This window comes from Rhizobium sp. PL01 (assembly GCF_033447125.1).
Lineage (GTDB): Bacteria > Pseudomonadota > Alphaproteobacteria > Rhizobiales > Rhizobiaceae > Pararhizobium.
Map to the genome: position 1 here is coordinate 1 of NZ_JAWQUM010000015.1, position 21034 is coordinate 21034.

Here is a 21034-nt window from a genome sequence, read left to right on the forward strand (position 1 = left end):
CTGGAAACAGCGATACCTGCTCAACATTCCAAGGGAGAAAACTCTTGCTCATGAATGGAGTGAATCAAATCAAAGCCTGAACGTCCACCCCTTCCGAACGAAATCGTGGACGGCCTCCTAGCTTACAGGGAGAGCCACGTCCACGGACAACGTCATACACGATACCGCTTTATTCGATCGTGACCCGCGGGCACAGTTCAGCACCCGAAATCACCCTCGCCCCACATACGGCATCTGCGTCGCCATCACTGTCATCGTCAGGACATTGGCGCTGAGCGGCAGGCCGGCCATGTAGACGACGGCTTCGGCAACGAGGTTGGCGGGGATGGTGGGTTCAGTGGCGATTTCGCCGTTGGCCTGCAGGACGCCGCCACTCATCTTTGCCGTCATTTCTGTCGAGGCATTGCCGATATCGATCTGGCCGCAGGCGATGTCAAACAGACGGCCGTCAAGTGCTGTGGATTTGGTCAGGCCAGCGATAGCGTGTTTGGTGGCAGTATAGGGCGCCGACATCGGGCGCGGGGTCGAGGCGGAAATCGAGCCGTTGTTGATGATGCGTCCGCCACGCGGCGTCTGGGCCTTCATCAGCTTCATCGCCTGTTGGGTACAGAGGAACGCGCCAGTCAGGTTGGCGCTGACGATGGCGGTCCACTGGTCGAAGGTGATGTCTTCCATTGGAACGGCCGGTAGACCCATGCCGGCATTGTTGACCAGCAGGTCGAGACGGCCGAAATCATGGCGGATGGTTGAAAACAGGGTGGCAACCGCCTGCGGATCGCCGACATCGGCGGCGAATGCCCGCGCTGTGCCGCCGGTCTCGACGGACAGCTCCTTTGCCGCTATCTGGAGAACGTCAAAGCGCCGCCCGGAAATGACGGTGGTGAAGCCTTTTTCCAGAAGTGCCTTGGCGATTGCGCGGCCAATACCCGTGCCGCCGCCGGTCACCAGCGCGATTTTTGCTTTTCCCGCCTCGGTCATGGTGCAAATCCTCCCTCATCGCCGATATCTGCCAGCGCATCAAATCCGCTTTGGCGATGAAAGCCCAGCGGATTTGCGTAGCGCCACATCAAGCGAACGTTGTTGCAAGAGGTGATTCGCCTGTGGCCTCCGGCTCGAGCGGCCGGGAGCGGTGCGCGCCGAAGCCTCAGTTCCGGGTGAAGACGTAGTCGGTTTCCTGCCGCAAGGTTTCGCCGGGCCGCAAGACAGCCTGCGGGAAATCGGCATGATTGATCGCGTCCGGCCAGATCTGGGTTTCCAGACAGAAGCCGGCGAAGGGGCCGTAATGGCGGCCTTCAAGGCCGGGTACCGCAACGTTCATCTTGAAGCCGGTATAGAACTGCACGCCGGGCTCGGTGGTGCGGACTTCCAGCGAGACGCCGGAATTGATGCTGCGCACCAGGGCGACGGATTGTTTGGGGCCGCGGGCGTCTGCCAGGCAGAAATTGTGGTCGTAGCCGATCTTCTCGCCTTCCAGCTGGCGGCGCATCGGGGTCATAGCGCGCAGGTCGAAGGCGTTACCCTCGACGGAGCGGATCTCGCCGGTCGGGACCTGGAGTTCGTTGGTCGGCAAATAGCTATTCGCGGCGATCATCACGTCATGGCCGAGCGCATCGGCGGTGCCGTCAAGATTGAAGTAGCTGTGCTGGCAGACGTTGCAGATCGTGGCGCGGTCGGTCGTGCTTTCGTAAAGCACATTCAGCACGCCGCCATCGCTGACCGTGTAGGTGCAGGTGGTCGTGCAATTGCCGGGATAGCCGGCGCGGCCATCGGGATCGACGATCTGCAGCACGACGCGGTTCTCCGCCGCCTCGATCAGGGTCCACAGGCGTTTGGCAATGCCGTCGCTGCCGCCGTGCAGGTGTGTCACGCCCTTTTCATTGCATTCGAGTTGGTACTGCACCCCGTCGATGGCGAAACGGCCACCGCCGATGCGATTGGCATTGCGGCCGGGCGTTGCTCCAAAATAGGGGGAATGTGCGAGATAATCGGCAAAATTCTCGAAACCGAGTACCAGCGGCGCTGCATGGCCATCAAGACGCAGGTCCTGGATGACGGAGCCCCAGGTGAGGACATGCGCGGTCAGTCCGCCGCCCTTGATCACGATGCGATGCACGGGCTCGCCGGATGGCATATGGCCGAACACTTCAGTTTCTGTCTGCACGGCCATTCTTCCTCCACTCTTCCCGGGCGGCAACCTGCGTCATTTCGCTGAAGGCGGCAACCGAAAAGTCATACAATTTGCGGCCGTTCCGCCGCCGCAAGCGTTCCGGCGCGTTGCGTAGCAGAGACAAAGCAGATTCGTCTCAAAACGTCTTCTGATAGATGATGAAAGGCGTCTTATCGGCGATGCGGTCATAGAGCTTGCGGGCATTGGCGTTGAAGTCCTGGGTCATCCAGTAGACTTCCTCAGCCTTTTCCGTGTTCGCCCGTGCGTAAACAGCCTCGATCAGTGCCCGGCCAATCCCCTGTCCGCGCACGTCCGGATCGGCAAACAGGTCCTGCAGATAGCAGATGGAGTTCGCGTGCCAGCAGGAGCGGTGAAAGAGAAAATGCGCAAGGCCGACCGGCTTGCCATCGAGGACGGCCAGAAATCCGGCATATTCATTGGTTTCGCCGCTGATTAGCCGCGAAAAGGTGAGGGCGTAGATGTCTTCTGGCAAGGTGGCTTCGTAGAAGGCCAGATAGGCCTTCCACAGGCGGCGCCAGTCCTGCTCGTCTCCGGGTTGGACAGGACGGATGGTGAGGGCTTCGGTCAGCGTCTGTCCTTCCCGATATCGGCGAGATCAAAGGATGTCGTCTGATAGATATCGTTGATCCAGTTGCCGAACAACAGGTGTGCGTGGCTGCGCCAGCGGTTCTGCGGCGCCAGCGACGGGTCGTTGTGGGGGAAATGGTTGTGCGGCATCTTGATCGGTACGCCGGCATCGACATCACGGAAATATTCGTCTGACAGCGAGGTCGAATCATATTCGACATGATTGAAGACGTAGAGCCGGTTGCCGACCTTTTCATGCACGAAACAGACGCCCATCTCGTCGGATTCCATCAGGATTTCGAGATCTGGCTTTTTCTCGATATCGGCGCGGCGCACCTCGGTCCAGCGTGACACCGGGATCTGGAAATCATCGGAAAAGCCACTGAGATAGGGCGATGCCGGATTGAGATTGTGGTGACGGTAGACGCCAAAAGCTTTTTCTTTCAGCGTGTGTTTCGGCACGCCATGGAAATGGTAGATCGCCGCCATCGCCCCCCAGCAGATGTTCAGCGTCGAATGGACATTGGTGTGGGTCCAGTCGAGGATTTCACGCATCTCGTTCCAGTAGGTCACGTCCTCGTAGTCCATCAGTTCGACGGGCGCGCCGGTGATGATCAGGCCATCGAACGTGCGGTGCTTCACCTCGTCCCAGGTCTCGTAGAAGGCGAGCAGATGCTCTTCCGGCGTATTCTTGGCCTTGTGGCCACCCAGCCGGATCAGGGAGAACTCGACCTGCAGCGGCGACGCACCGACAAGGCGCGCCATCTGCACTTCGGTCTTGATCTTGTTCGGCATGAGATTGAGCAGGCCGATCTGCAGCGGCCGAATATCCTGACGGATCGCCGCAGTTTCGGTCATCACCCGCACACCCTCTTTGACGAGGGTCTCATAGGCGGGCAGCGTATCGGGAATTTTGATGGGCATGGCTACACTCGGGTCTCCGAACACGCCGGCACAAAAAAACCGGCAACGACAGAATCGCTACCGGGCCAGCTTGCTTGCGCATGCACGGCCCTTTAGCAACTTATTTAACGTGGCTGCAAGCCGGCCGGCCAAATCACCACGAGAGCATTAGATAGCGCCTGTCCGCGCGAGAATCAATATGGCGCCCGCCAGGCGGAGCGGACGCCAAGCCGGGTTCAGGCGGCTGTCTCATTGCGCTTGAGTTCGATGCCGAGCTTGTCGAGCATTTCGGCCCAGCCGACCTCGTGGTTTGCCTGCTTGTCATGACCGTCGAGGAACACGCCCTGTTCGGTCATGATGAGGCGGCAGCCCTTGCCTGCGGGCAGGAATTCCACCGTCATCAGGCCGGCAAAGATGCGCCTGCCTTCCGTCGTCATATTGCCGCCCGAGACGATCCGTGCGTCCTGGACGATATCGTAGTAGGTGGTTTCGTTGACATAGGCCGGGCCGCCCTTCGGGCCGAACCGGTTGATGTCGGTGCCGCCGACCCGGAAGACAAACTGGTCATAGGCAATCTCCCAGCCGTCGCCCGGATTGCCCCAGCGCAGCAATGCCTCCCGGTTCGACCAGGCGGCAAAGACGCGCGATGGCGCCGCGTCATAGGTGCGCTCAATGACGATGGTGGAATGATGTGTCGAACGTTCCGTCATGTTCGTCTCCTTTATGGTTCTTCAAGCTCTTCCACGTTTTCCGGATTTTCGGCCAGATACTCCCCCAGTGCATCGAGGCGGTGTCCCCACAGGGCGCGGCGGTCTGAAATCCATTGCTCGGCGAGGCTCAGCACCTGCCGGTCAATGGTGCAGGTGCGGACCCTGCCGGTCTTTTGCGACTGGACGAGGCCGCTCAGCTCCAGCACCTGCAGGTGCTGCATGACGGAGGGCAGGGACATGGTGAGCGGGCCAGCCAGTTCGCTGACCGAGGCCGGTCCGTGGCAGAGCCTGTCCACCATCATACGCCGTGCCGGATCGGCGAGTGCCTGGAACATCAGGTCGAGTTGGTTTGGTTGGTTAAGCATGTGCCTAACTATCATGGCGCGACGCCGGATGCAAGAAATAGTTAAGTGAAATGCTAAGTATTGCGTTCACGCCGATGTGTTCGGAAAACTGAAACTCGGCCGCTCGTGCCCCCGTACCCCTTGATGACTTCAGGAGGATGCGCGATGCCCAGTCTTGCCTATCAGATCAGCCCGACCGATTTCCGGCAGCGGCGCCTGCTGCAGGCAACCATCGCTGTCCTTGCGATGCTGCCGGTGTTTGCCGGCCTGTGTGGTGTGGTGATGGGACCTGGGTTTCTCGGAGAGAAGACCCCGCCGGTGGATCTCAGCAGCCATGTGCGGTTTCTCTCCGGGCTTTTCCTTGCCTTCGGGATCGGCTGGTACAGCTGCATTCCGGCAATCGAGAAAAAGACCGAACGTATCCGGTTTCTGGCGATCCTGACCTTCAGTGGCGGTCTGGCACGGCTGTATGCGCTGGCGGTCGATGGCGTGCCGTCGGCCGGGCATCTGCTCGGGCTTGGCATGGAGCTTGTCGTCGTGCCCTTCCTGGTGGTCTGGCATGGGCGAGTCGCGGCACTTAGTCAGCGGCACTCCACGGGGTGAACAAGGTCACGCGGCAATCTGGGTTCTCCATCGGAGATGATTGCCGCAATGCGGCGGTGGGGCGGTCCTAGGGGTGGCTGGGAGGGTCGCCACACATCTGCATATTTTGAGGGGCGGAGCAGTGGCTAAGCCAGTGTAGCCGGATTGCTGCTGGCGTCGGTTGAACAGAACGGCACATCTTTGCCGACGCGTTCCGCAGATTTGATGTTTTATAGCTCTGGGGGCGGGCAATTGCTCACGATTGCTGATCTATTTATTTTAGATTACACTAATTAAGTGCTTTTTACCTTTTGCGAGGACTTTGGTCGTGGGGCGTTCGAGTGGTCTGAAAGACTTGTTGTCGACGCACAGAAAGTTTGCGAACCATTATTTTCCGGAGATTCCGGCGGGCAAGAGAGGCTGCTCCTCTATGACGGCCGGTGAACTGCCGGGCAGGCATGTTATCGCGGATTTCAGTGGTGCGGAAAACCTCGACGACGTTGCTCGCATCGAGGCTGCGTTCACCAGCGCCATCGCTGCTGCGGGGGCCACGCTGCTCAGCATGAGTTTCCACGTGTTCAGCCCTGGAGGCGGCGTCACCGGCACCGCGTCGTTGGCCGAAAGCCATATCTCCATCCACACCTGGCCGGAGAATGCCTATGCCGCACTCGACATTTTCATGTGTGGGGTCTGCGACCCACTGAACGCGCTTCCGGCGCTGATCGAGGCTTTTACGCCGTCGTTGATCGAGTTGCGCCAGATCGTCAGGGACACAGCCGAAACTCTGGCGGAAGCGCAATAGGCGGCGATGAGCGACATGCTACCCCATGAACCCGATTTGTTAGGAGCGTTTCAGAGCTCCGTTCTGGTCGAGCGTCCCTACCCTCTGCCCGAGCTTCCTCCCAACAAGTTCTTCGTCGAAAGCAATGATGCGGTCCCTCTGGAGCGTGGCGGCAGCGTTTTCGTGCTTGAGGATGCCGATATCTTCGACGAATATCATTACCGGGCAAAGTCGATCATCTGCTCGCTGCGCACACCGTTCCAGTCGGTGACGATCGCCGATACCTACAGTTTCGGCAGGGCACTTTTCCTCGATGGCGCCATCCAGAGTTCGGAAGAAGACGAGGCGCTGTATCACGAGATGCTGGTGCATCCGGCGCTGCTGATGCACGAGAATCCCCGGCATGTGCTGATCATCGGTGGCGGGGAGGGGGCAACGCTCAGGGAAGTGCTCGCCTATGGCAGCGTGACCCGCGCGGTGATGGTCGATATCGACCGCGATGTCGTCGATATCTGCCGCGAGCATCTTGGCCCATGGAACTACGGTGCCTTCACGGATACACGCGCCGAACTGCATTATTGCGACGGCCGGGAATTCGTCGAGAAGACCGACGATCTCTTCGATGTCGTCATCATCGATGTGGTCGATATGCTGGACAACGGCCCAGCCCAGCATCTCTACACCCGGGAATTTTATGCGTTGGTCCGGCAACGGCTGCGGCCGGGTGGTATCGTCGTGGTGCAGGCTTTGGAATTGTCGTTCTGCGATTACAAGGGCCACACCGCAGTCTCCCGCACGATGGCAACGGTGTTCTCGCAGGTTCACAGCTATCAGGTGACGGTACCGTCCTTCCTCGCCCCCTGGGGTTTTCTGATGGCCTCGGATTGGCTGGACCCGAACGAGGAAAGTGCGGCGCGCATGGACCAGACGATCGAGGCGCGGCTTGGGGCGGACTGGCTTGACCATCTGACCGGCGCCTTCGTCAAGGCGAGCTTCTGCTTCGACAAGGAAACCGCCTTCTATCTCGGCCTGTCTGGCCCGATCCTGGAGGACGGGGTCGCGTTTGTCCCTCCGCCTGATGTCCACACAGTCGATGATGGCATCAGGCAGCTTCCCTCCTTGTCCGTGGATTGAACCATGGATCAGTCCACGCACATTTCGGTCCTCTCCAGGCTGGCGTTCACGCATCCGGATGGGCAGGAGGTGCAGAGTGGCGGTGTGGTTTGCGCCCTGTCCTATCCGGAACCCGTTGTGGTGGTCGAGCACGCCATCCGGATCGAAGGGCCGGCGATGCCATCGGCGGAACTGGGCGACACCCGGACCGATAGTCTCGATATCGTCAAACTGGCGCCCGGTTCGGAAACGCCCTTTGCCGTGCAGCAGCTTACGAGCGACTGGGTAAACGAGCCCCTTGGCCCCAACGACTTCGATGAGCTGGCGATCGAACTGCAGCTGCGCAATGGCCAGATCCGGTGGCGCGGTTCGCGGATCGTGGTGCAGGCGCCCCGGGATCAGTTCAACGACGTCACTGCCGCTATCGCCGCCTTCGGTTGGCTTTGGCTCAATGTCGAGCGGGTGGAGCGGAAACTTGAAGCCGACTGGGGTGTCCAGCATGGCGATGCGCTGGCTTTGGCCGGCGGTTCGTTCGGCAGATCGCAAGGGCGCCGATTGGGAGAGAGGGCTGTCGAGGCGACGCGGGATCGCCAGTGGTTTCTGCGTGCCATGCGCGTTCTGGAGCGTGGCGATAGCGGGCTCTCCCGCAATGCCCGCCGCGTCTTCTTCGAGCTTTGCCATCAACTGGAGCTGACAAAGCGCCTGACCCTGATCGGCGACATGATCGAGAGCCGCGAGGCGCTCTACAATCAGGCCTCGGAGCGGATGTTCGAGTTCCGCCTGTTCGTTGTTTCATCGGTGCTGGAAGCCGCCATTCTGATCGCCATCATCACCGAAATCGCCCTGTTTCTGGTCTACGAACTGTAGGAGGAGGACATGAAACGACTGCTTGCTGCGTTCATTCTCGTCATTCCAATATCACCGGTGATGACGCAGGACGCCTTTCTGACTGGCGCGCAAATCCGCGCGAAACTCATCGGCAGGACGATCTCCGGTACCGAGGACGGGGTGCGCTATTCGGAAAAGCTGCTGGCCAACGGCACGATCAAGGGCCATTCAGCCACCGAGCCCGCCTATGACGGCGAATGGGAAATCTCCGGCAACGAAATCTGCTTCTACTACGATGATGACGATGACGATGATTGCTCCCGTATCGTCATGAAGGGCAACACCGTGAACTTTATCGACGACGATGGCTCGCAGTCGAAGGCAACGGTGAAGTAACCGCCGCCCGTCCCGCGCGTTGGCGCGTGTTGCAACGCCTTGCGCCTGCGCGCGAAAAATCGCCGCAGTTTTCAAAAAGCAGGTCGGCCGGGGCGCTGAAAGCTGCCTCGTAAAGTAAAAGTAAGTGACACCTCTCAGCGCCCCGTTCAGTGTCTTTTGCCGCGCTTCTCAGGTTCTTCTGCGCTTCCTGCCTGTGAGGTGCAGGAAGCCTCCAATGCCCCGGCCCGGCCGCTTATCCGCCAGGCTTTTCAATCCGGTGGGGCATACCCTGGACCCCTCGACGGCAAAGCCGTCCGCGGGGTGAACCGCCCGTGGTGGAGTATGCCCGGCACGCCCGGTTCATTTTGAACCGGAGGAGAACCACCTTCACGCAGCCCCGGGGATTTTGCGCGCGTTTCGCCAAACCATCCGGGCACCGGCTCCACCTCGCCGGCAACGCAAACCGGTGTATCCGTGGTGGGACGCAAAGAGTATGGCACGAGATGAAAGGCCGGGGATTTGCGGGGATGATTTTTTTGGGCAGTGCCTGAATGCAACCTGCAAACTGGTGTTTCCGATTTCCGTCGCCACCGTTGCGTTTGTTCCGCCGAGTGCGTCAGGTTGAAAGACAAACGGCGCAACGCGTTTCGCTTCTCCATCATGCTGCAAATATAACAATCCAGGATATTTGAGATTGCAAAAAACAATCCTGAGATGCTAATATCCTTTTATTTCAGTGGCTTGCTGGCCACATTATGAATTCCTTAATTACATCGGGAGCTAAATTCTCCCTAACTCCGAGATGCCCGTCGGATGGTCTGCCACCGGAGTTGACATGATGTCGCGGTACGGTTGCATGTCGATCTACCCCATCAGGAGGCCATTGTGTCCCGCCCAAAAATCAAGACTGCATTGACCGCTGTGTTAATGCTTATCGGTGTCGTGTTCCTATCATTTGCCGGCTTTGCCATTCAAAGCATGAACACGTTGAATAGGAACGTTGCTGAAATGGCGACGGATTGGTTACCGGGGGTTTCGGTCGCCAAGGAAATGAATCTGGCCTTGTCTTCGATGCGCCGGAACTACCTTAATCATGTGATGGCCCTGGATGACGCCAGCCGCAAGACCGTCGAGCAGGCGCTGGATACGGACGCCAATCATTTTCTGGAGCAACTGAAATTAAACCAAGCTGCCAGTAACGATGCCGACGAACAATCACTGGCAAAGGGCATTGAAACGAAGTTTGCAGCCCTCCAGCAATTGGCAGAGCCGATGCTCGCCCTTTCGCGTGCGGGCAAAACCGAGGAGGCGAAAGTCGCCCAGCAGACGACGATCCGCCCAGCCGCTGCAGAGCTGACGGATATCGTCGATAAAATCGTCAGGATCAAAACAGAGGGATCGCAGCGCTCCTACGAGATCAGCAAGCAAGTCTTTCAGACGACGATGACCATTGCCATGGTCGCGATCGCGGTTGGCCTTTCGGTGATTGCAGGCGGCATCTATTTTGCACTTTCCGGGATCGCCAAGCCGATCGAGGCAATCACCGGGTCTATGAAGGCGCTGGCTGCAGGCGACACGGCAACGGTTATTCCCTTCGTCGGACGGGCAGATGAAATCGGTGCGATGGCGGCAGCGGTTGCGGTGTTCAAGGCCAATGCGCTGGCCACTATCCAGCTTGAATCCGAAGCTGCACGCGAACGGAACATGACCGAGAGCGAGCGGCGGCAAAATGCGGAAACCGCACGGATCAAGGCGGACGAAATGGAGAAGGCGACGGCTGGGCTGGCAGACGGCCTGTCACATCTGGCCGCAGGTGATCTTTCCTTCCAGCTGAACCAGGCCTTTGCACCGGACTTCGAAACGCTGCGGAAGAATTTCAATGCGTCCGTTCTTCAACTGGCAGAGACACTTCAATCCGTGACAACGGCTGCGCAGTCGATCGACAGCGGATCACGGGAAATCAGCCAGAGTTCCGACGATCTGTCGAAACGCACGGAACATCAGGCGGCGTCGCTTGAAGAAACGGCAGCGGCACTGGATCAGATCACCGCGAACGTTTCGAACTCCTCGCAAAGGGCCGAAGAAGCACGGCAGATTGCCATCCAGGCCAATGCCAGTGCCACCCAGTCGGGCTCGGTCGTTGCCAATGCGGTCAATGCCATGGAGCGCATCGAGCAATCCTCAGGTCAAATCTCCAGCATCATCTCGGTGATCGATGAAATCGCCTTCCAGACCAATCTGCTGGCGCTGAATGCCGGCGTTGAAGCGGCCCGTGCCGGTGAGGCTGGCAAGGGTTTTGCCGTTGTCGCCCAGGAGGTGCGCGAACTTGCCCAGCGCTCTGCCAAGGCAGCCAAGGAAATCAAGGAGCTGATCCGGAATTCGAGCGTGGAGGTCGACAGCGGCGTCAAGCTGGTGCGCGACACCGGCAACGCGCTGAAAGTCATCGGCGACTATGTGGTGACGATCAACCAGCATATGGATGCGATCGCTCTCTCATCGCGCGAACAATCCGTCGGGCTTGCCGAAGTCAACACGGCCGTCAACCAGATGGATCAGGTCACGCAGCAGAACGCAGCGATGGTCGAGGAGATGAATGCGGCGGGTGCAACTCTTGCGCTGGAATCCAACCATCTCAAGGAGCTGATCTCCCAGTTCACGCTGGCAGCGGGCGCTGCCACGCGGGAGAGTGGTGCATACCGGTCCCGCCGGGCAGCATAGTCTTTCCCGGAGACGAGGCCTCGCCGGTGTGCGAGGCCTTTTTGCTGAATGGGGTCCACCGGACATTCGCGACGTTGTGTTCCGGCCGGTCTTTCAATGAGGTGGGGCATATACTGGACGGTCACGCCCCCGTTCATTCACGAACCGGAGGAGAACCGTCTTTCACGCAGACCCGCGCGCGCGTTCCGCCAAACCATCCGGGTACTTCGCGGGCACCGCAAACCGGTGTATCCGTGGTGGGACGGGAAGAGTATGGCACGGGGATTATGGGCGGGATTTGCGGGGATGAGTTTTTTTGGAGGCCATCCTTCGCCCAAAGCGGACATGTAACGTTTGCATACTCAGAGGCGGCTTCGCGCCTTCAGTCCGGTCGTTTGTACCGCCAGCTGGAATTGCTGAAAGTCATCCTTCTGCCACGCAGGTGTCGTCACCATTTGAAATGGGACAAAAGTAGACCGGCCGCCGTCACTCCAAATGGAACAAAGCCCAATTCTCTGAGTTATACACTGTTCGACCAAAGCGGTGGTGGCCTTGGTGATGTCTGCGCTGGTCGAAATTTCTGAATTAAGCAAACTTCCAAACCAACGATAGGAGGAAGAAATGTCTTATTATTCCACTATGGTCGTCGTCGCTGCATCATGCTGTGCATTAGCCGGATGTCAAACAGCGAGCATGAATTCCACCGCTGGCCCGGCGACGCCCGGCTGTGTGGCTGGGACGGTTGGAGGCGCAGTCCTGGGCGGTGTGGCGGGGTCCGCAATCGGGTCAGGTACCGGCCAGCTCTGGGCCGTTGGCGCCGGAGCAACGCTGGGCGGCGCTGCCGGTTCTGCAATAGCTTGCGGCCGCTAATTGTTTACGACAAGGCAGGTGGCGAAATACATGCGTCACTTGCCTGAAAAATAACTGATTTATTCATTTGCCGTCTCGAAGGCCCTCGGCGTGTAAAGACTTACCGCACCGAGGGCTTTTCCGCGTCACTTGGCGCGCCCATTTCCCAAATCATGCTGCGTCTGCCTCAAAGCGTGTCGATCAGTCCTCCGTCCACGCGCATGGAAGCCCCGGTCGTCGCGGATGCCAAAGGCGAGGCGAGATAGGTGACGAGGTTGGCAATCTCCTCCACGCTTGCAGCGCGTTGAATAATCGAACTGGCACGATGCGTCTTGACGAAGTCCGCCGCGACCTCCTCGATGGACTTGCCCGTCTTCGCACGCTCTTCGGCAAGCATCGCCTCGACGCCTTCCGACAATGTCGGGCCGGGGAGGACCGAGTTCACGGTAACGCCAGTGCCCGCCATGCGCTTGGCAAGCCCGCGGGCAACCGCGATATCTGCGGTCTTGCTCACGCCGTAGTGGATCATTTCCACCGGAATATTAAAGCCGGATTCCGACGCAATGAAGATGACGCGGCCCCAGTCGAGCTTCTGCATGCCCGGAAGGTACGCGCGCGAAAGCCGGACGGCCGACATGACGTTGACCTGCCAGTGGCGATCCCACACCTCGTCGCTCGCCTCGAAGAAATCGAGCGGCTGGAAAATGCCCGCGTTGTTGATGAGGATGTCCACATGCGGAACCTTGGCGAAAAGAGCATCACAGCCTTCAGCGGTTGCAACATCGGCTGCGGCCGCAGCGACTGTGCCCTTAGCACCTTCGCCTCTCAAGCGTTCGGCGGCCTTTGTGGTCTTTTCTTCGGACCGTCCATTGATCACCACATCAGCGCCAGCCCGCGCGAGCTGGCGGGCGATCGCGTAACCGATGCCTTCGGTGGATCCAGTAATCAGAGCGGTTTTGCCTGTAAGGTCGATCTGCATCTGCTGCTCCTTGTGAGGGTGAGCACACAAGGTATGAACTTGCGGCCGGTCCCGCAACAGCTGTCGCCGATCGGAAATCGGATTCGACGGTCCGTTATACCAATGATCGCGTCCGAAAAGCCGGAGGAGAACTGCTATTCACGCAGCTCCGGGGATTTGAGGCGCGTTCCGCCTCCGGGCCTACCTCGCCGGAAACGCAACCCGGTGTGTCTGTGTGGGACAGGAAGAGTATAGCACGGGGATTGTGGGTGAAGATTTGCGGGGATGGTTTTTTGGCAGATAGGCTGCTTTCAACCCGAAGCGAACTTTGAATGGTGGCTCTGGAGGGAGCGCCCACCATCGCTCAGAAGCCTTAGAAACCGGGCTTTCAAGGAATGGCTAGGGGGACACGATGTCCCCCTTTTCTGTCTCTGCATCATATGCAAAAGGACAGATGGCAACAACCAACCTGTGGGTACAGCGGCAAATCTCGAAGCCATCAGGGAACGGAAGCGTCATAATGGTGGTGGGGCGAAACGGTCCCGCACATGAAAGGCTTTAGAGCCATGAGTTCACTTATGCCAGAGTCTAAAACCACGCGCCCATTTCGATGTGCGCATCATGCATACGGAGAGCATCAAACAATGCGCTGGGCGAGATCAGTCCCTTGCGAACTCCCCGTATCATGAAAGGTGATGGGAGATGATAGCGTGTGCCAACCTCCAAAGTTATTGATTGTCAAGACCGGAAAATTAACGCCACGGCTACCTACAACGCTGCGGAAAGCCGACAAATCTGCTATGAAACATAGATATGTATGCAAAGTGACGAGTAAATTCCCGACTGTAAATGGCGCTAGAAGTTCCGTTATATTTTTTGAGAATGTCGGCGATCGAATGTCGTCCAGTGGCGTCGATGAACGACTTGCACATTCTGTAGTTTTCCATCGGCTTTAAAGATGCGCACAGGGATTTTGTGTGTGATCCGTATCGCTCTAACCACAGTTCGTATCGCAATTGTCCCATGCCGATAGTCGTGCGATGTCTCGTCTTTCCGATCATTATGCTGACGATAAGTATCAAATACTCCATCGCCCTGAAGCTCCGTCGTCTAAATCGACGCTCGGTCATGATTATAGATATTGCGACAAGGTCAATGTTTTGCTTGTCATGTTCCGCTGCGATCCGAAGGTAAAGGTCCTTACTTCTCATTTATGAGCTCTGGTTCATAAATCACATCGATTTCTGGGATGTAATCGGGGTCCGTCATCCAATAGCTAATTGCAGCACCACCCAGAGCAACGAAGACGATATAAATCAATACATCAAAGATAATGAAGTCGACAATTGCAAACAGCAAGCCGCTGCTTCCCACTTTAGCAATAGTCTCTATTCCCCAAGTATATGAGTATGACACGATGCGCGCAATGAGGATAATGTAAAGTGTATACATCAGCGCAAGCCACGGGAACGAGCCGCTCTTTTCTACAAAAGAAATTCTTCTCACGTTGTATAATGAGAATGATATCAATATACTCTTAAGAGCAACTAAAAACCACATGAATTCTGTGAATTCTGCCTCGGTCAAAATGTATGCAGCGAATATGCCTGCAATAGCGGGGTTAAATACGGTAGAAAATACCATCGAGAAAACTGATACGGAGATTATCTTTTTCCGAAGTTTCCGTTTTTCTGCTGGCGTTTGGCTAGCCCCAATGTATAGGTCGTCTTCATTAAAGTAGTAAGAGTAAAGGCTGTCTGCGTGTCCAAGTGGGAAAAACATGAAGTATATGGGTGTATAGGCAATGCGCATATAGCGACGTATCAATGTAGATAGCTCGAATACTAAGTATACTGTCAATATGGGCACGATGGAGAGCTTGTATCCCCATACAGCGTTTATGATATCCATCAAATTATGTGCCTCATAATATTTTTCAATCACCATCTTGGGTTGATTTACAAAACAGTCTTGAATGCCCTGACTATCTTTAGGCGCTTGTACCGGTCGTCCAAAGACACTGTTGGCACGCAAGCGATTTGGATTTCGCTGGGCAATCCGTTGACGTACTTATCCAAGCTGTAGCTCAACGCTGCGTAGGTGTCGGCATCAAGTCCTTTGGGCGCGTAAAAACGCACTGTTTTGCCAATCTCAGGCAGATAGGCGCTGCCATTGCCGGAGTTAGCGTTGTACGCCCCTACACTGACCACCATGAGCGTTTCGTCTGTCAAGAAATCCGCGTTGACATACGCTTTCGTGTCTTGGTCGAGCCTTAGCAAAGATGCCTTGTTTTCTCTGATATCCAGAGTATTTGCACCTTCCCCAATGACTGTATGGGCGCGCCTCATGGAGGGTTCAATTTTATCGACAAGGGCCTCGCGGTCGCCAGACGGAAGTCTGCCTAAAGCGTCCTGCTCTCCCTTCAAGAGATTAATGGTCAGACCGCAGACCTGTTTGATGGTGGTAGTTATTAGGCTGTTCAGGGTCTGACTGACCGAGCCTACAACGTAGCTGCCTAAAACTGATGTAAGGAAGAGGTTGTTTGGCTCTGTGAGTTGTACCCAGACTTCTTGAATGAAGGAACCTTGGCGCGGGGGGATGAGATATATCCGCACCTCAGGGGAGAGCTCTCCTCGTGACTTGATCTTACCGGTTGCTGCGTAGTGACCTATCAGCGTGAGGGTCCATGTCATCCCTTCCAGTGAAGTTGCCCCGCTGTGAGCAGGTAGTTGGCCCGCAGTCGCAACGCCGCCATCGTATACCAGTTCGTATTTTAGTGTTTCCATCCGCGAATCCCCAGCCCACGCCATGGTTGTAAAGTACAAGCGCGCTGTCAATGGATCACCACATTGGCTAACGCTTTAAAAATGCTGAAAATTGATAAATTTTTGCGAGAGGGTATTTAAGTAGCTTCGTGCAGCCACTTCCCCCTTGGGTATGGCGTTATGGCACGAGTAGGTGCTGGTCCGCTTAAGCAATATGACCGTTCAACGAGCTTTCTGGGGTCGTGTGAAAGAGATAAGCGACAGTGTGCCAGTTGGTGTCCACAAGGGTATATCCGTGCGGACGCCTTATACCGCTGCAATTTGGGTGTCCGTTTGGGTCATTCCGATTATTTCGGTGGCACTTTTAACGGTCGATACCCCCTGCGGGCGCAACACTTTAGCGCAACGCGGGCATTCGACATCGAGATCAACTGCGTCAACTCCCTACCCCTCAATCTCTTCCCGCAGCATCTCCAGCTCCAGCCATTCCTCTTCCATCTTCGTGATCGAGGTCCGTAGCTTTTCGAGTTCCGATGCCAGTGCCGAAAAGCGGGTGGGGTTCTTGGTGAACAGATTCGGGTCGGCCATTTCCTTTTCGCGTTTGGCGATCTCGGATTCGGCCTTTTCCATCTCCTTCGGCAGGTTTTCCAGCGCGAATTTCTGTTTGAAGGAGAGTTTGGCCTTGCCGGTTTTGGGCGCGGAGGAGGCGTCGTTGCCGGTGGACTTGGCTTTGTCGGCTTTGTCGGCGCGCTTCTTTTCGTCGGCGGCGCCCTTGCGCTGGGCCATCATGTCGGAATAGCCGCCGGCATATTCGATCCAGCGGCCGTCGGGCGCGTCCGGGTTGGCGGGCGCGATGGTCGAGGTGACGGTGCGGTCGAGGAAGTCGCGGTCGTGGGAGACGAGGATGACTGTGCCGGGGAAGCCGGCGACGATTTCCTGCAGCAGGTCCAGCGTCTCGATGTCGAGGTCGTTGGTCGGTTCGTCGAGGATCAACAGGTTGGTCGGGCGCGACAGGATGCGGGCGAGCATCAGGCGGGCGCGCTCGCCACCGGAGAGGTTCTTGATCGGGGTTCTAGCCTGTTCGGGCTGGAACAGGAATTCTTTCATATAGCCCGTGACATGGCGCTGCTCGCCATTGACCAGCAGGTTGTCACCGCGGCCGTCTGTGAGGTAATGCGCCAGCGTATCCTCAAGATTCAGGTCTTCGCGGCGCTGGTCGAGCGTGGCGATCTCAAGATTGGTGCCGAGCTTGACCCAGCCGCTGTCGGGCTTGATCTGGCCGGTCAGCATCTTCAAAAGCGTCGTCTTGCCGGCGCCGTTCGGGCCGACGAGGCCGATGCAATCACTGCGATGAACGCGGATCGAGAACGGGGCGACGATGGTGCGGTCGCCATAGGACTTGGTGATCTGGTCTGCCTCGATCACCAGCTTGCCGGATTCGCGGGCGTCGGAGACGGTGGCCTGTACCGAGCCTTGCGGGCCATTATGGCCGCGGTGCTTGGCGCGCAGGTCCTGCAGGGCGCCGAGGCGGCGCATGTTGCGCTTGCGCCGCGCGGTGACGCCGTAACGAAGCCAGTGTTCTTCGCGCTCGATTTCCTTGCCGAGCTTGTGCTGTTCGAGCTCTTCCTCTTCCAGCACCTTGTCGCGCCAGGCCTCGAAGAAGGCAAAGCCCTGGCTCAAGCGGCGCGACTGGCCGCGATCGAGCCAGACGGTTGCATTGGAGACCTTTTCGAGGAAGCGTCTATCGTGGGAGATGACCACGAGGGCCGAGCGGCTCTTGATCAGCTCGCCTTCCAGCCATTCGATGGTGGGTAGGTCGAGATGGTTGGTCGGCTCGTCGAGAAGCAGGATATCCGGCTCCGGCGCCATGACGCGCGCAAGCGCCGCGCGGCGGGATTCGCCGCCCGACAGCTGGTTCGGGTCTTCGTCGCCGGTAAGGCCCAGATGTTCGAGCAGGTAGGCGACACGGTAGGGATCGTCGCTCGGGCCGAGGCCGGATTCGGCATAGGCGCGCACGGTGTCGAAGCCTTCGAAATCCGGTGCCTGATGCAGATAACGGATTGTGACGGACGGGTGGCGGAAGATCTCGCCGGACTGCGGCTCGGCAAGGCCTGCGGCCATCTTCATCAGCGTCGATTTGCCCGAGCCGTTGCGGCCAACGAGGCAGATACGGTCGCCCGGTTCCACCTGCAGATTGGCGCCGGCAAGCAGCGGCGTGCCGCCGAAGGACAGGACGATATTATCGAGTTTCAGAATAGGTGGTGCCATGGTCAGGCTCCCGAAAAGTCTTGCGGGCGGGCGAGAATGAGCGCCCGGCCGGAGGAAAGGGTGAAGCGGACGGTGCCCTCAGCGACATTGGAAACGGTGCGCGAGGAGCCGAACGGCAGATGAAAATCCGTGAGCGGATACCGGGCGCCGGTGATGGAGAGGCCGGCCAGCGTATCGAGCCCGAGGATGGAAAACAGGCAGCCTTTCGGCAGGTCTATCTCGAAACTGCCGGGCAGAAGCGGCCAGGCTTCCTCCTCGCCGGAGGTGAGCAGCACCTCGATGCCGTCTTCGGCCAGCCGTGCGGCATAGAGCAGGTGCATGAAGGCATGGTCGCTGCGTTCGCCGCCCAGCGCACCGGCCAGGATGAGACGTTTCGCGCCGCGCTCAAGGGCGGTTGCCACGGCGATTTCGCCGTCGGTTTCGTTCTTGGCGGCGGGGTAGGGCTCGCGGATCACGTCCGGCCATTCGTCGATCAGCGACTGCGGCGTGGAATCGAAATCGCCAACCCAGAGTTCGGGCGTCAGGCCGAGCGGTCTTGCATGCCGCATGCCGCCATCGGCCGCAATGACGCGGGCACCGGCAAGCTGCTCGCCAAGCCGGTCCGTCGGCGTCAGCGGGCCGCCCATCAAGATTACGAAAGCCTGTTTGCTCATGGCGCAAGGCCATAGCGTAAACAGGGGCAGAAGGGAAAGGGGCGCTCGCGTATTTGGCGGGGCAATCGGATGAGGCGGGCCTTATGGGGCAGTCTGTTCGTCCCGGCGCGTGGCATTTTCCTTTTCGCGGGTGCTGCAGACCCGTTCGAACGAGGTGACGAACCGGTCGAAGAGATGAGCAAAGGCGCCAACGTCCTCTTCCGGCCATTCGGCCAGTACGCTTTCGATCACGCCGCGCTTGACCGCCTGCACTTCCAGCACCAGCTTTTTGCCGAAATCGGTCATGACGACGATGATGCGGCGGGCGTCGGCTTGCGAGGCTTCGCGCTTCAGCGCCCCGCGCGTCACCATGTCGGCGACGATGCGGCTGGCGCGGGAGGGATCGATGCGCATGATCTCGGCGATGGTGCCGACCGTTACCTCGCCCTCCGGTTCCGCCCGCCGGACAGCATCGAGAACGTCGATATGGCTGATCTCAAGGTCGCGGGCGATGTTTTCGATCGCCAGCCGGGCGAGCACGCGCCGGCCGATCATCAGCCGCCAGCGGCTCATCGATTGGGCGATGAGGGCACGGTTGGTCTCCGGCTCTGCTGTTTCGGCGGTGCATTCCAAGGGTAAAGGTGCCTGGTCCATGTCTGATCCTAGCAAAACAGGCGCGTTCCATAAAGCATGAATATGCCGTTGACACAAATGTGCTGTTGACAATTATATGCTAACAGCACATAAATTCGCCATCGCAACCGGATACCCCCCCAATGGACATGCAGGTCACCCCGGCGCCGCTCGTTTCGAGCCATGCGCTTCGCCTTACGCTTTTCTTTTTCCTGATGACGGCTTTGTTCATGGCGACGCTGGACAACCAGATCGTCGCCACCGCGCTGCCGACCATCGTCGGCGAGTTCGGCCAGATGGAGCGTTTCGGCTGGATCGGATCGGCCTATCTTCTGGCCACCTGCGCCGTCATGCCGCTCTACGGCAAGCTCGGCGATCTCTTCGGCCGCAAATATGTGATGATCACAGCGGTGACGATCTTCACGCTGGGCTCGATCGCCTGTGGCCTTGCCGTCTCGATGAACACGCTGATTGCAGCCCGCGTGCTGCAGGGTTTGGGTGGCGGCGGTATCATGGTGTCGATCTTCTCCATCAATGCCGACCTGTTCGAGCCGCGCGAGCGGGCGCGCTATCAGAGCTATTCCAGCCTGGTGCTGATGGCTTCCGGCGCCATCGGCCCGGTGCTCGGTGGCACGATGAGCGACCTGTTCGGATGGCGCTCGATCTTCCTGATCAACATTCCGATCGGTATCGCGGTGCTTATCGGCCTGTTCGTCTTCCTGCCGTTCCGCCGACCGACGCGCCGCCCGACCATCGATTATGCCGGTGCACTGCTTCTCGCGGCCTCTGTCACTTGTGTCGTGCTTCTGGGCGATGGCGCCGAACTGTTTGGCTCGCTGTTTTCGCTCGGCAGCCTGGGGATCGTCATGCTTGGCGTGATCTGCGCAACGGCGTGGGTTTTTGTCGAGCGGCGGGCGCCGGAGCCGATCGTGCCCCTGACGCTGTTTCGCAATCCGACGTTTGGTCTGATGCTGGTGATTTCGCTGGCGAGCGGCGCCGTCGGCATAGGCATGGTCAACTATTTCGCGCTCTACCTGCAGACGACAACCGGTTTGACGCCGTCGCTCGCCGGCATGCTGTTCATCATGCTGACAGGCGGCATCGTCTGCGGTTCGCTGACGGCAGGACGGCTGATTTCGCGTTCGGGCCGCTACAAGCCGTTTGCGATTGTCAGCGCCAGCCTGACGGTTCTGGCCTTGCTCATCTTCACGCAGATCCAGCCGGGCACGCCGCTCTATGTCATCTGCGCTGTTATGGCTCTTCATGGCATTGGCATCGGTTTTGGCCAGCAGGTGCCGATCGTCGCCGTCCAGAATATTGCATCGCGCGGCGACGTCGGGGCGGCCACCGGTGCCGTCACCCTGTCGCGCATGGGCGGCGCCTCGATCGCCATCTCGATCTACGGCGCGATCGTCGCGGCGGGCCTGGCGCGCGGCACGACCGCGATCCCGGGCGTTGCCGATATCGAAAAGCTGACGCCACTGGTGTTGTCGACATTGCCGGAGGCAACACGCCAACTGGTCGCGCAAAGCTACACGGCCGCATTCCTGCCGCTGTTTCTGACGGCCGGTGGCATCTCGCTGATCGCCCTGACGGCGGCCATCAGCCTGAAAGCCGTACGGCTGCCGCAGAAACCGGCGGCGTGAGGGCCAGACCATCACCGGGGTTTGCTTTCCGCCGTTCGCGGAACCTGATGACAGTTTGGGGCACGGTTTGACCGTGTCCCAAACGGTTCACATCATTCGCTTGAATGCGCAATCACGCGCCGCCAGTCTGTAACTGGCTGTGCGGCTCCTTCACCCTTTTATCGGGTTTTATCAGGTTCGCGAAATCTCATCCCG

At 58.5% G+C, this 21034-nt stretch carries 20 protein-coding genes and 1 riboswitch; of the genes, 8 read left to right on the forward strand and 12 right to left on the reverse strand.

The window, feature by feature from the left end:
- Positions 1-210 precede the first annotated feature (210 nt).
- The 6 genes from R6X40_RS27675 to R6X40_RS27700 all read right to left on the reverse strand — a co-directional run bounded on the left by R6X40_RS27675 (position 211) and on the right by R6X40_RS27700 (position 4733).
- Positions 211-978, reverse strand: a complete 768-nt coding sequence (locus R6X40_RS27675; protein WP_318417960.1) for an SDR family oxidoreductase — start codon at positions 976-978, stop codon at positions 211-213.
- A 166-nt stretch (positions 979-1144) separates the two neighbouring features.
- On the reverse strand, positions 1145-2161 hold the full coding sequence (locus R6X40_RS27680; RefSeq protein WP_318417961.1) for an aldose epimerase family protein: 1017 nt from the start codon (positions 2159-2161) through the stop codon (positions 1145-1147).
- Positions 2162-2303: 142 nt separating this feature from the next.
- Positions 2304-2756 carry a GNAT family N-acetyltransferase gene (locus R6X40_RS27685; protein ID WP_318418211.1) on the reverse strand — a complete coding sequence of 151 codons (453 nt, stop codon included), beginning with the start codon at positions 2754-2756 and terminating at the stop codon, positions 2304-2306.
- Complete coding sequence (gene metA / locus R6X40_RS27690; RefSeq protein ID WP_318417963.1) at positions 2753-3679, reverse strand: homoserine O-acetyltransferase MetA; 927 nt, start codon at positions 3677-3679, stop codon at positions 2753-2755. Before metA ends, R6X40_RS27685 begins: the two co-directional genes overlap by 4 nt.
- 72 nt (positions 3680-3751) lie before the next feature.
- A riboswitch (SAM riboswitch) is annotated at positions 3752-3829 on the reverse strand.
- 65 nt (positions 3830-3894) lie between these two features.
- Positions 3895-4368, reverse strand: a complete 474-nt coding sequence (locus R6X40_RS27695; RefSeq protein WP_318417965.1) for an SRPBCC family protein — start codon at positions 4366-4368, stop codon at positions 3895-3897.
- Positions 4369-4379: 11 nt separating this feature from the next.
- Complete coding sequence (locus R6X40_RS27700) at positions 4380-4733, reverse strand: metalloregulator ArsR/SmtB family transcription factor (RefSeq protein ID WP_318417967.1); 354 nt, start codon at positions 4731-4733, stop codon at positions 4380-4382.
- Between the two features lie 144 nt (positions 4734-4877).
- Between R6X40_RS27700 and R6X40_RS27705 the strand changes: the two genes are divergently transcribed.
- From R6X40_RS27705 to R6X40_RS27735, 7 genes are all read left to right on the forward strand, one after another.
- Positions 4878-5315: a DUF4345 domain-containing protein gene (locus R6X40_RS27705; RefSeq protein WP_318417969.1), complete on the forward strand. Its 438-nt coding sequence runs from the start codon at positions 4878-4880 to the stop codon at positions 5313-5315.
- 409 nt (positions 5316-5724) lie between these two features.
- Entirely contained in the window at positions 5725-6096 is a 372-nt protein-coding gene (gene speD / locus R6X40_RS27710; protein ID WP_318417971.1) for an adenosylmethionine decarboxylase, read from the forward strand.
- A gap of 6 nt (positions 6097-6102) precedes the next feature.
- Positions 6103-7209: a fused MFS/spermidine synthase gene (locus tag R6X40_RS27715; RefSeq protein WP_318417972.1), complete on the forward strand. Its 1107-nt coding sequence runs from the start codon at positions 6103-6105 to the stop codon at positions 7207-7209.
- Between the two features lie 3 nt (positions 7210-7212).
- Positions 7213-8055 (forward strand): hypothetical protein, encoded by an 843-nt coding sequence (locus R6X40_RS27720; protein ID WP_318417973.1) that lies wholly within the window; start codon positions 7213-7215, stop codon positions 8053-8055.
- A 9-nt stretch (positions 8056-8064) separates the two neighbouring features.
- Entirely contained in the window at positions 8065-8412 is a 348-nt protein-coding gene (locus R6X40_RS27725; RefSeq protein WP_318417975.1) for a hypothetical protein, read from the forward strand.
- Between the two features lie 864 nt (positions 8413-9276).
- Complete coding sequence (locus tag R6X40_RS27730; protein ID WP_318417977.1) at positions 9277-11109, forward strand: methyl-accepting chemotaxis protein; 1833 nt, start codon at positions 9277-9279, stop codon at positions 11107-11109.
- A 618-nt stretch (positions 11110-11727) separates the two neighbouring features.
- Entirely contained in the window at positions 11728-11958 is a 231-nt protein-coding gene (locus tag R6X40_RS27735; protein WP_412178478.1) for a glycine zipper 2TM domain-containing protein, read from the forward strand.
- A gap of 166 nt (positions 11959-12124) precedes the next feature.
- Here the strand turns inward: R6X40_RS27735 and R6X40_RS27740 are convergent, their stop codons facing one another.
- The 6 genes from R6X40_RS27740 to R6X40_RS27765 form a co-directional block, all read right to left on the reverse strand.
- Positions 12125-12916: an SDR family oxidoreductase gene (locus tag R6X40_RS27740; protein WP_318417981.1), complete on the reverse strand. Its 792-nt coding sequence runs from the start codon at positions 12914-12916 to the stop codon at positions 12125-12127.
- A 1179-nt stretch (positions 12917-14095) separates the two neighbouring features.
- Positions 14096-14929 (reverse strand): hypothetical protein, encoded by an 834-nt coding sequence (locus tag R6X40_RS27745; RefSeq protein WP_318417982.1) that lies wholly within the window; start codon positions 14927-14929, stop codon positions 14096-14098.
- Positions 14854-15681: a hypothetical protein gene (locus R6X40_RS27750; protein ID WP_318417983.1), complete on the reverse strand. Its 828-nt coding sequence runs from the start codon at positions 15679-15681 to the stop codon at positions 14854-14856. Before R6X40_RS27750 ends, R6X40_RS27745 begins: the two co-directional genes overlap by 76 nt.
- Positions 15682-16104: 423 nt before the next feature.
- A complete protein-coding gene (locus R6X40_RS27755) occupies positions 16105-17928 on the reverse strand; it encodes an ABC-F family ATP-binding cassette domain-containing protein (RefSeq protein WP_318417984.1) in 1824 nt (607 codons plus the stop codon).
- Between the two features lie 2 nt (positions 17929-17930).
- The gene (locus R6X40_RS27760; protein ID WP_318417985.1) at positions 17931-18581 is read right to left on the reverse strand and encodes a thiamine diphosphokinase; all 651 of its coding nucleotides are present in this window, start codon (positions 18579-18581) and stop codon (positions 17931-17933) included.
- A gap of 81 nt (positions 18582-18662) precedes the next feature.
- On the reverse strand, positions 18663-19214 hold the full coding sequence (locus R6X40_RS27765; protein WP_318417987.1) for a MarR family winged helix-turn-helix transcriptional regulator: 552 nt from the start codon (positions 19212-19214) through the stop codon (positions 18663-18665).
- A 122-nt stretch (positions 19215-19336) separates the two neighbouring features.
- Between R6X40_RS27765 and R6X40_RS27770 the strand changes: the two genes are divergently transcribed.
- Positions 19337-20839 (forward strand): MDR family MFS transporter, encoded by a 1503-nt coding sequence (locus tag R6X40_RS27770; RefSeq protein ID WP_318417989.1) that lies wholly within the window; start codon positions 19337-19339, stop codon positions 20837-20839.
- Positions 20840-21034 lie beyond the last annotated feature (195 nt).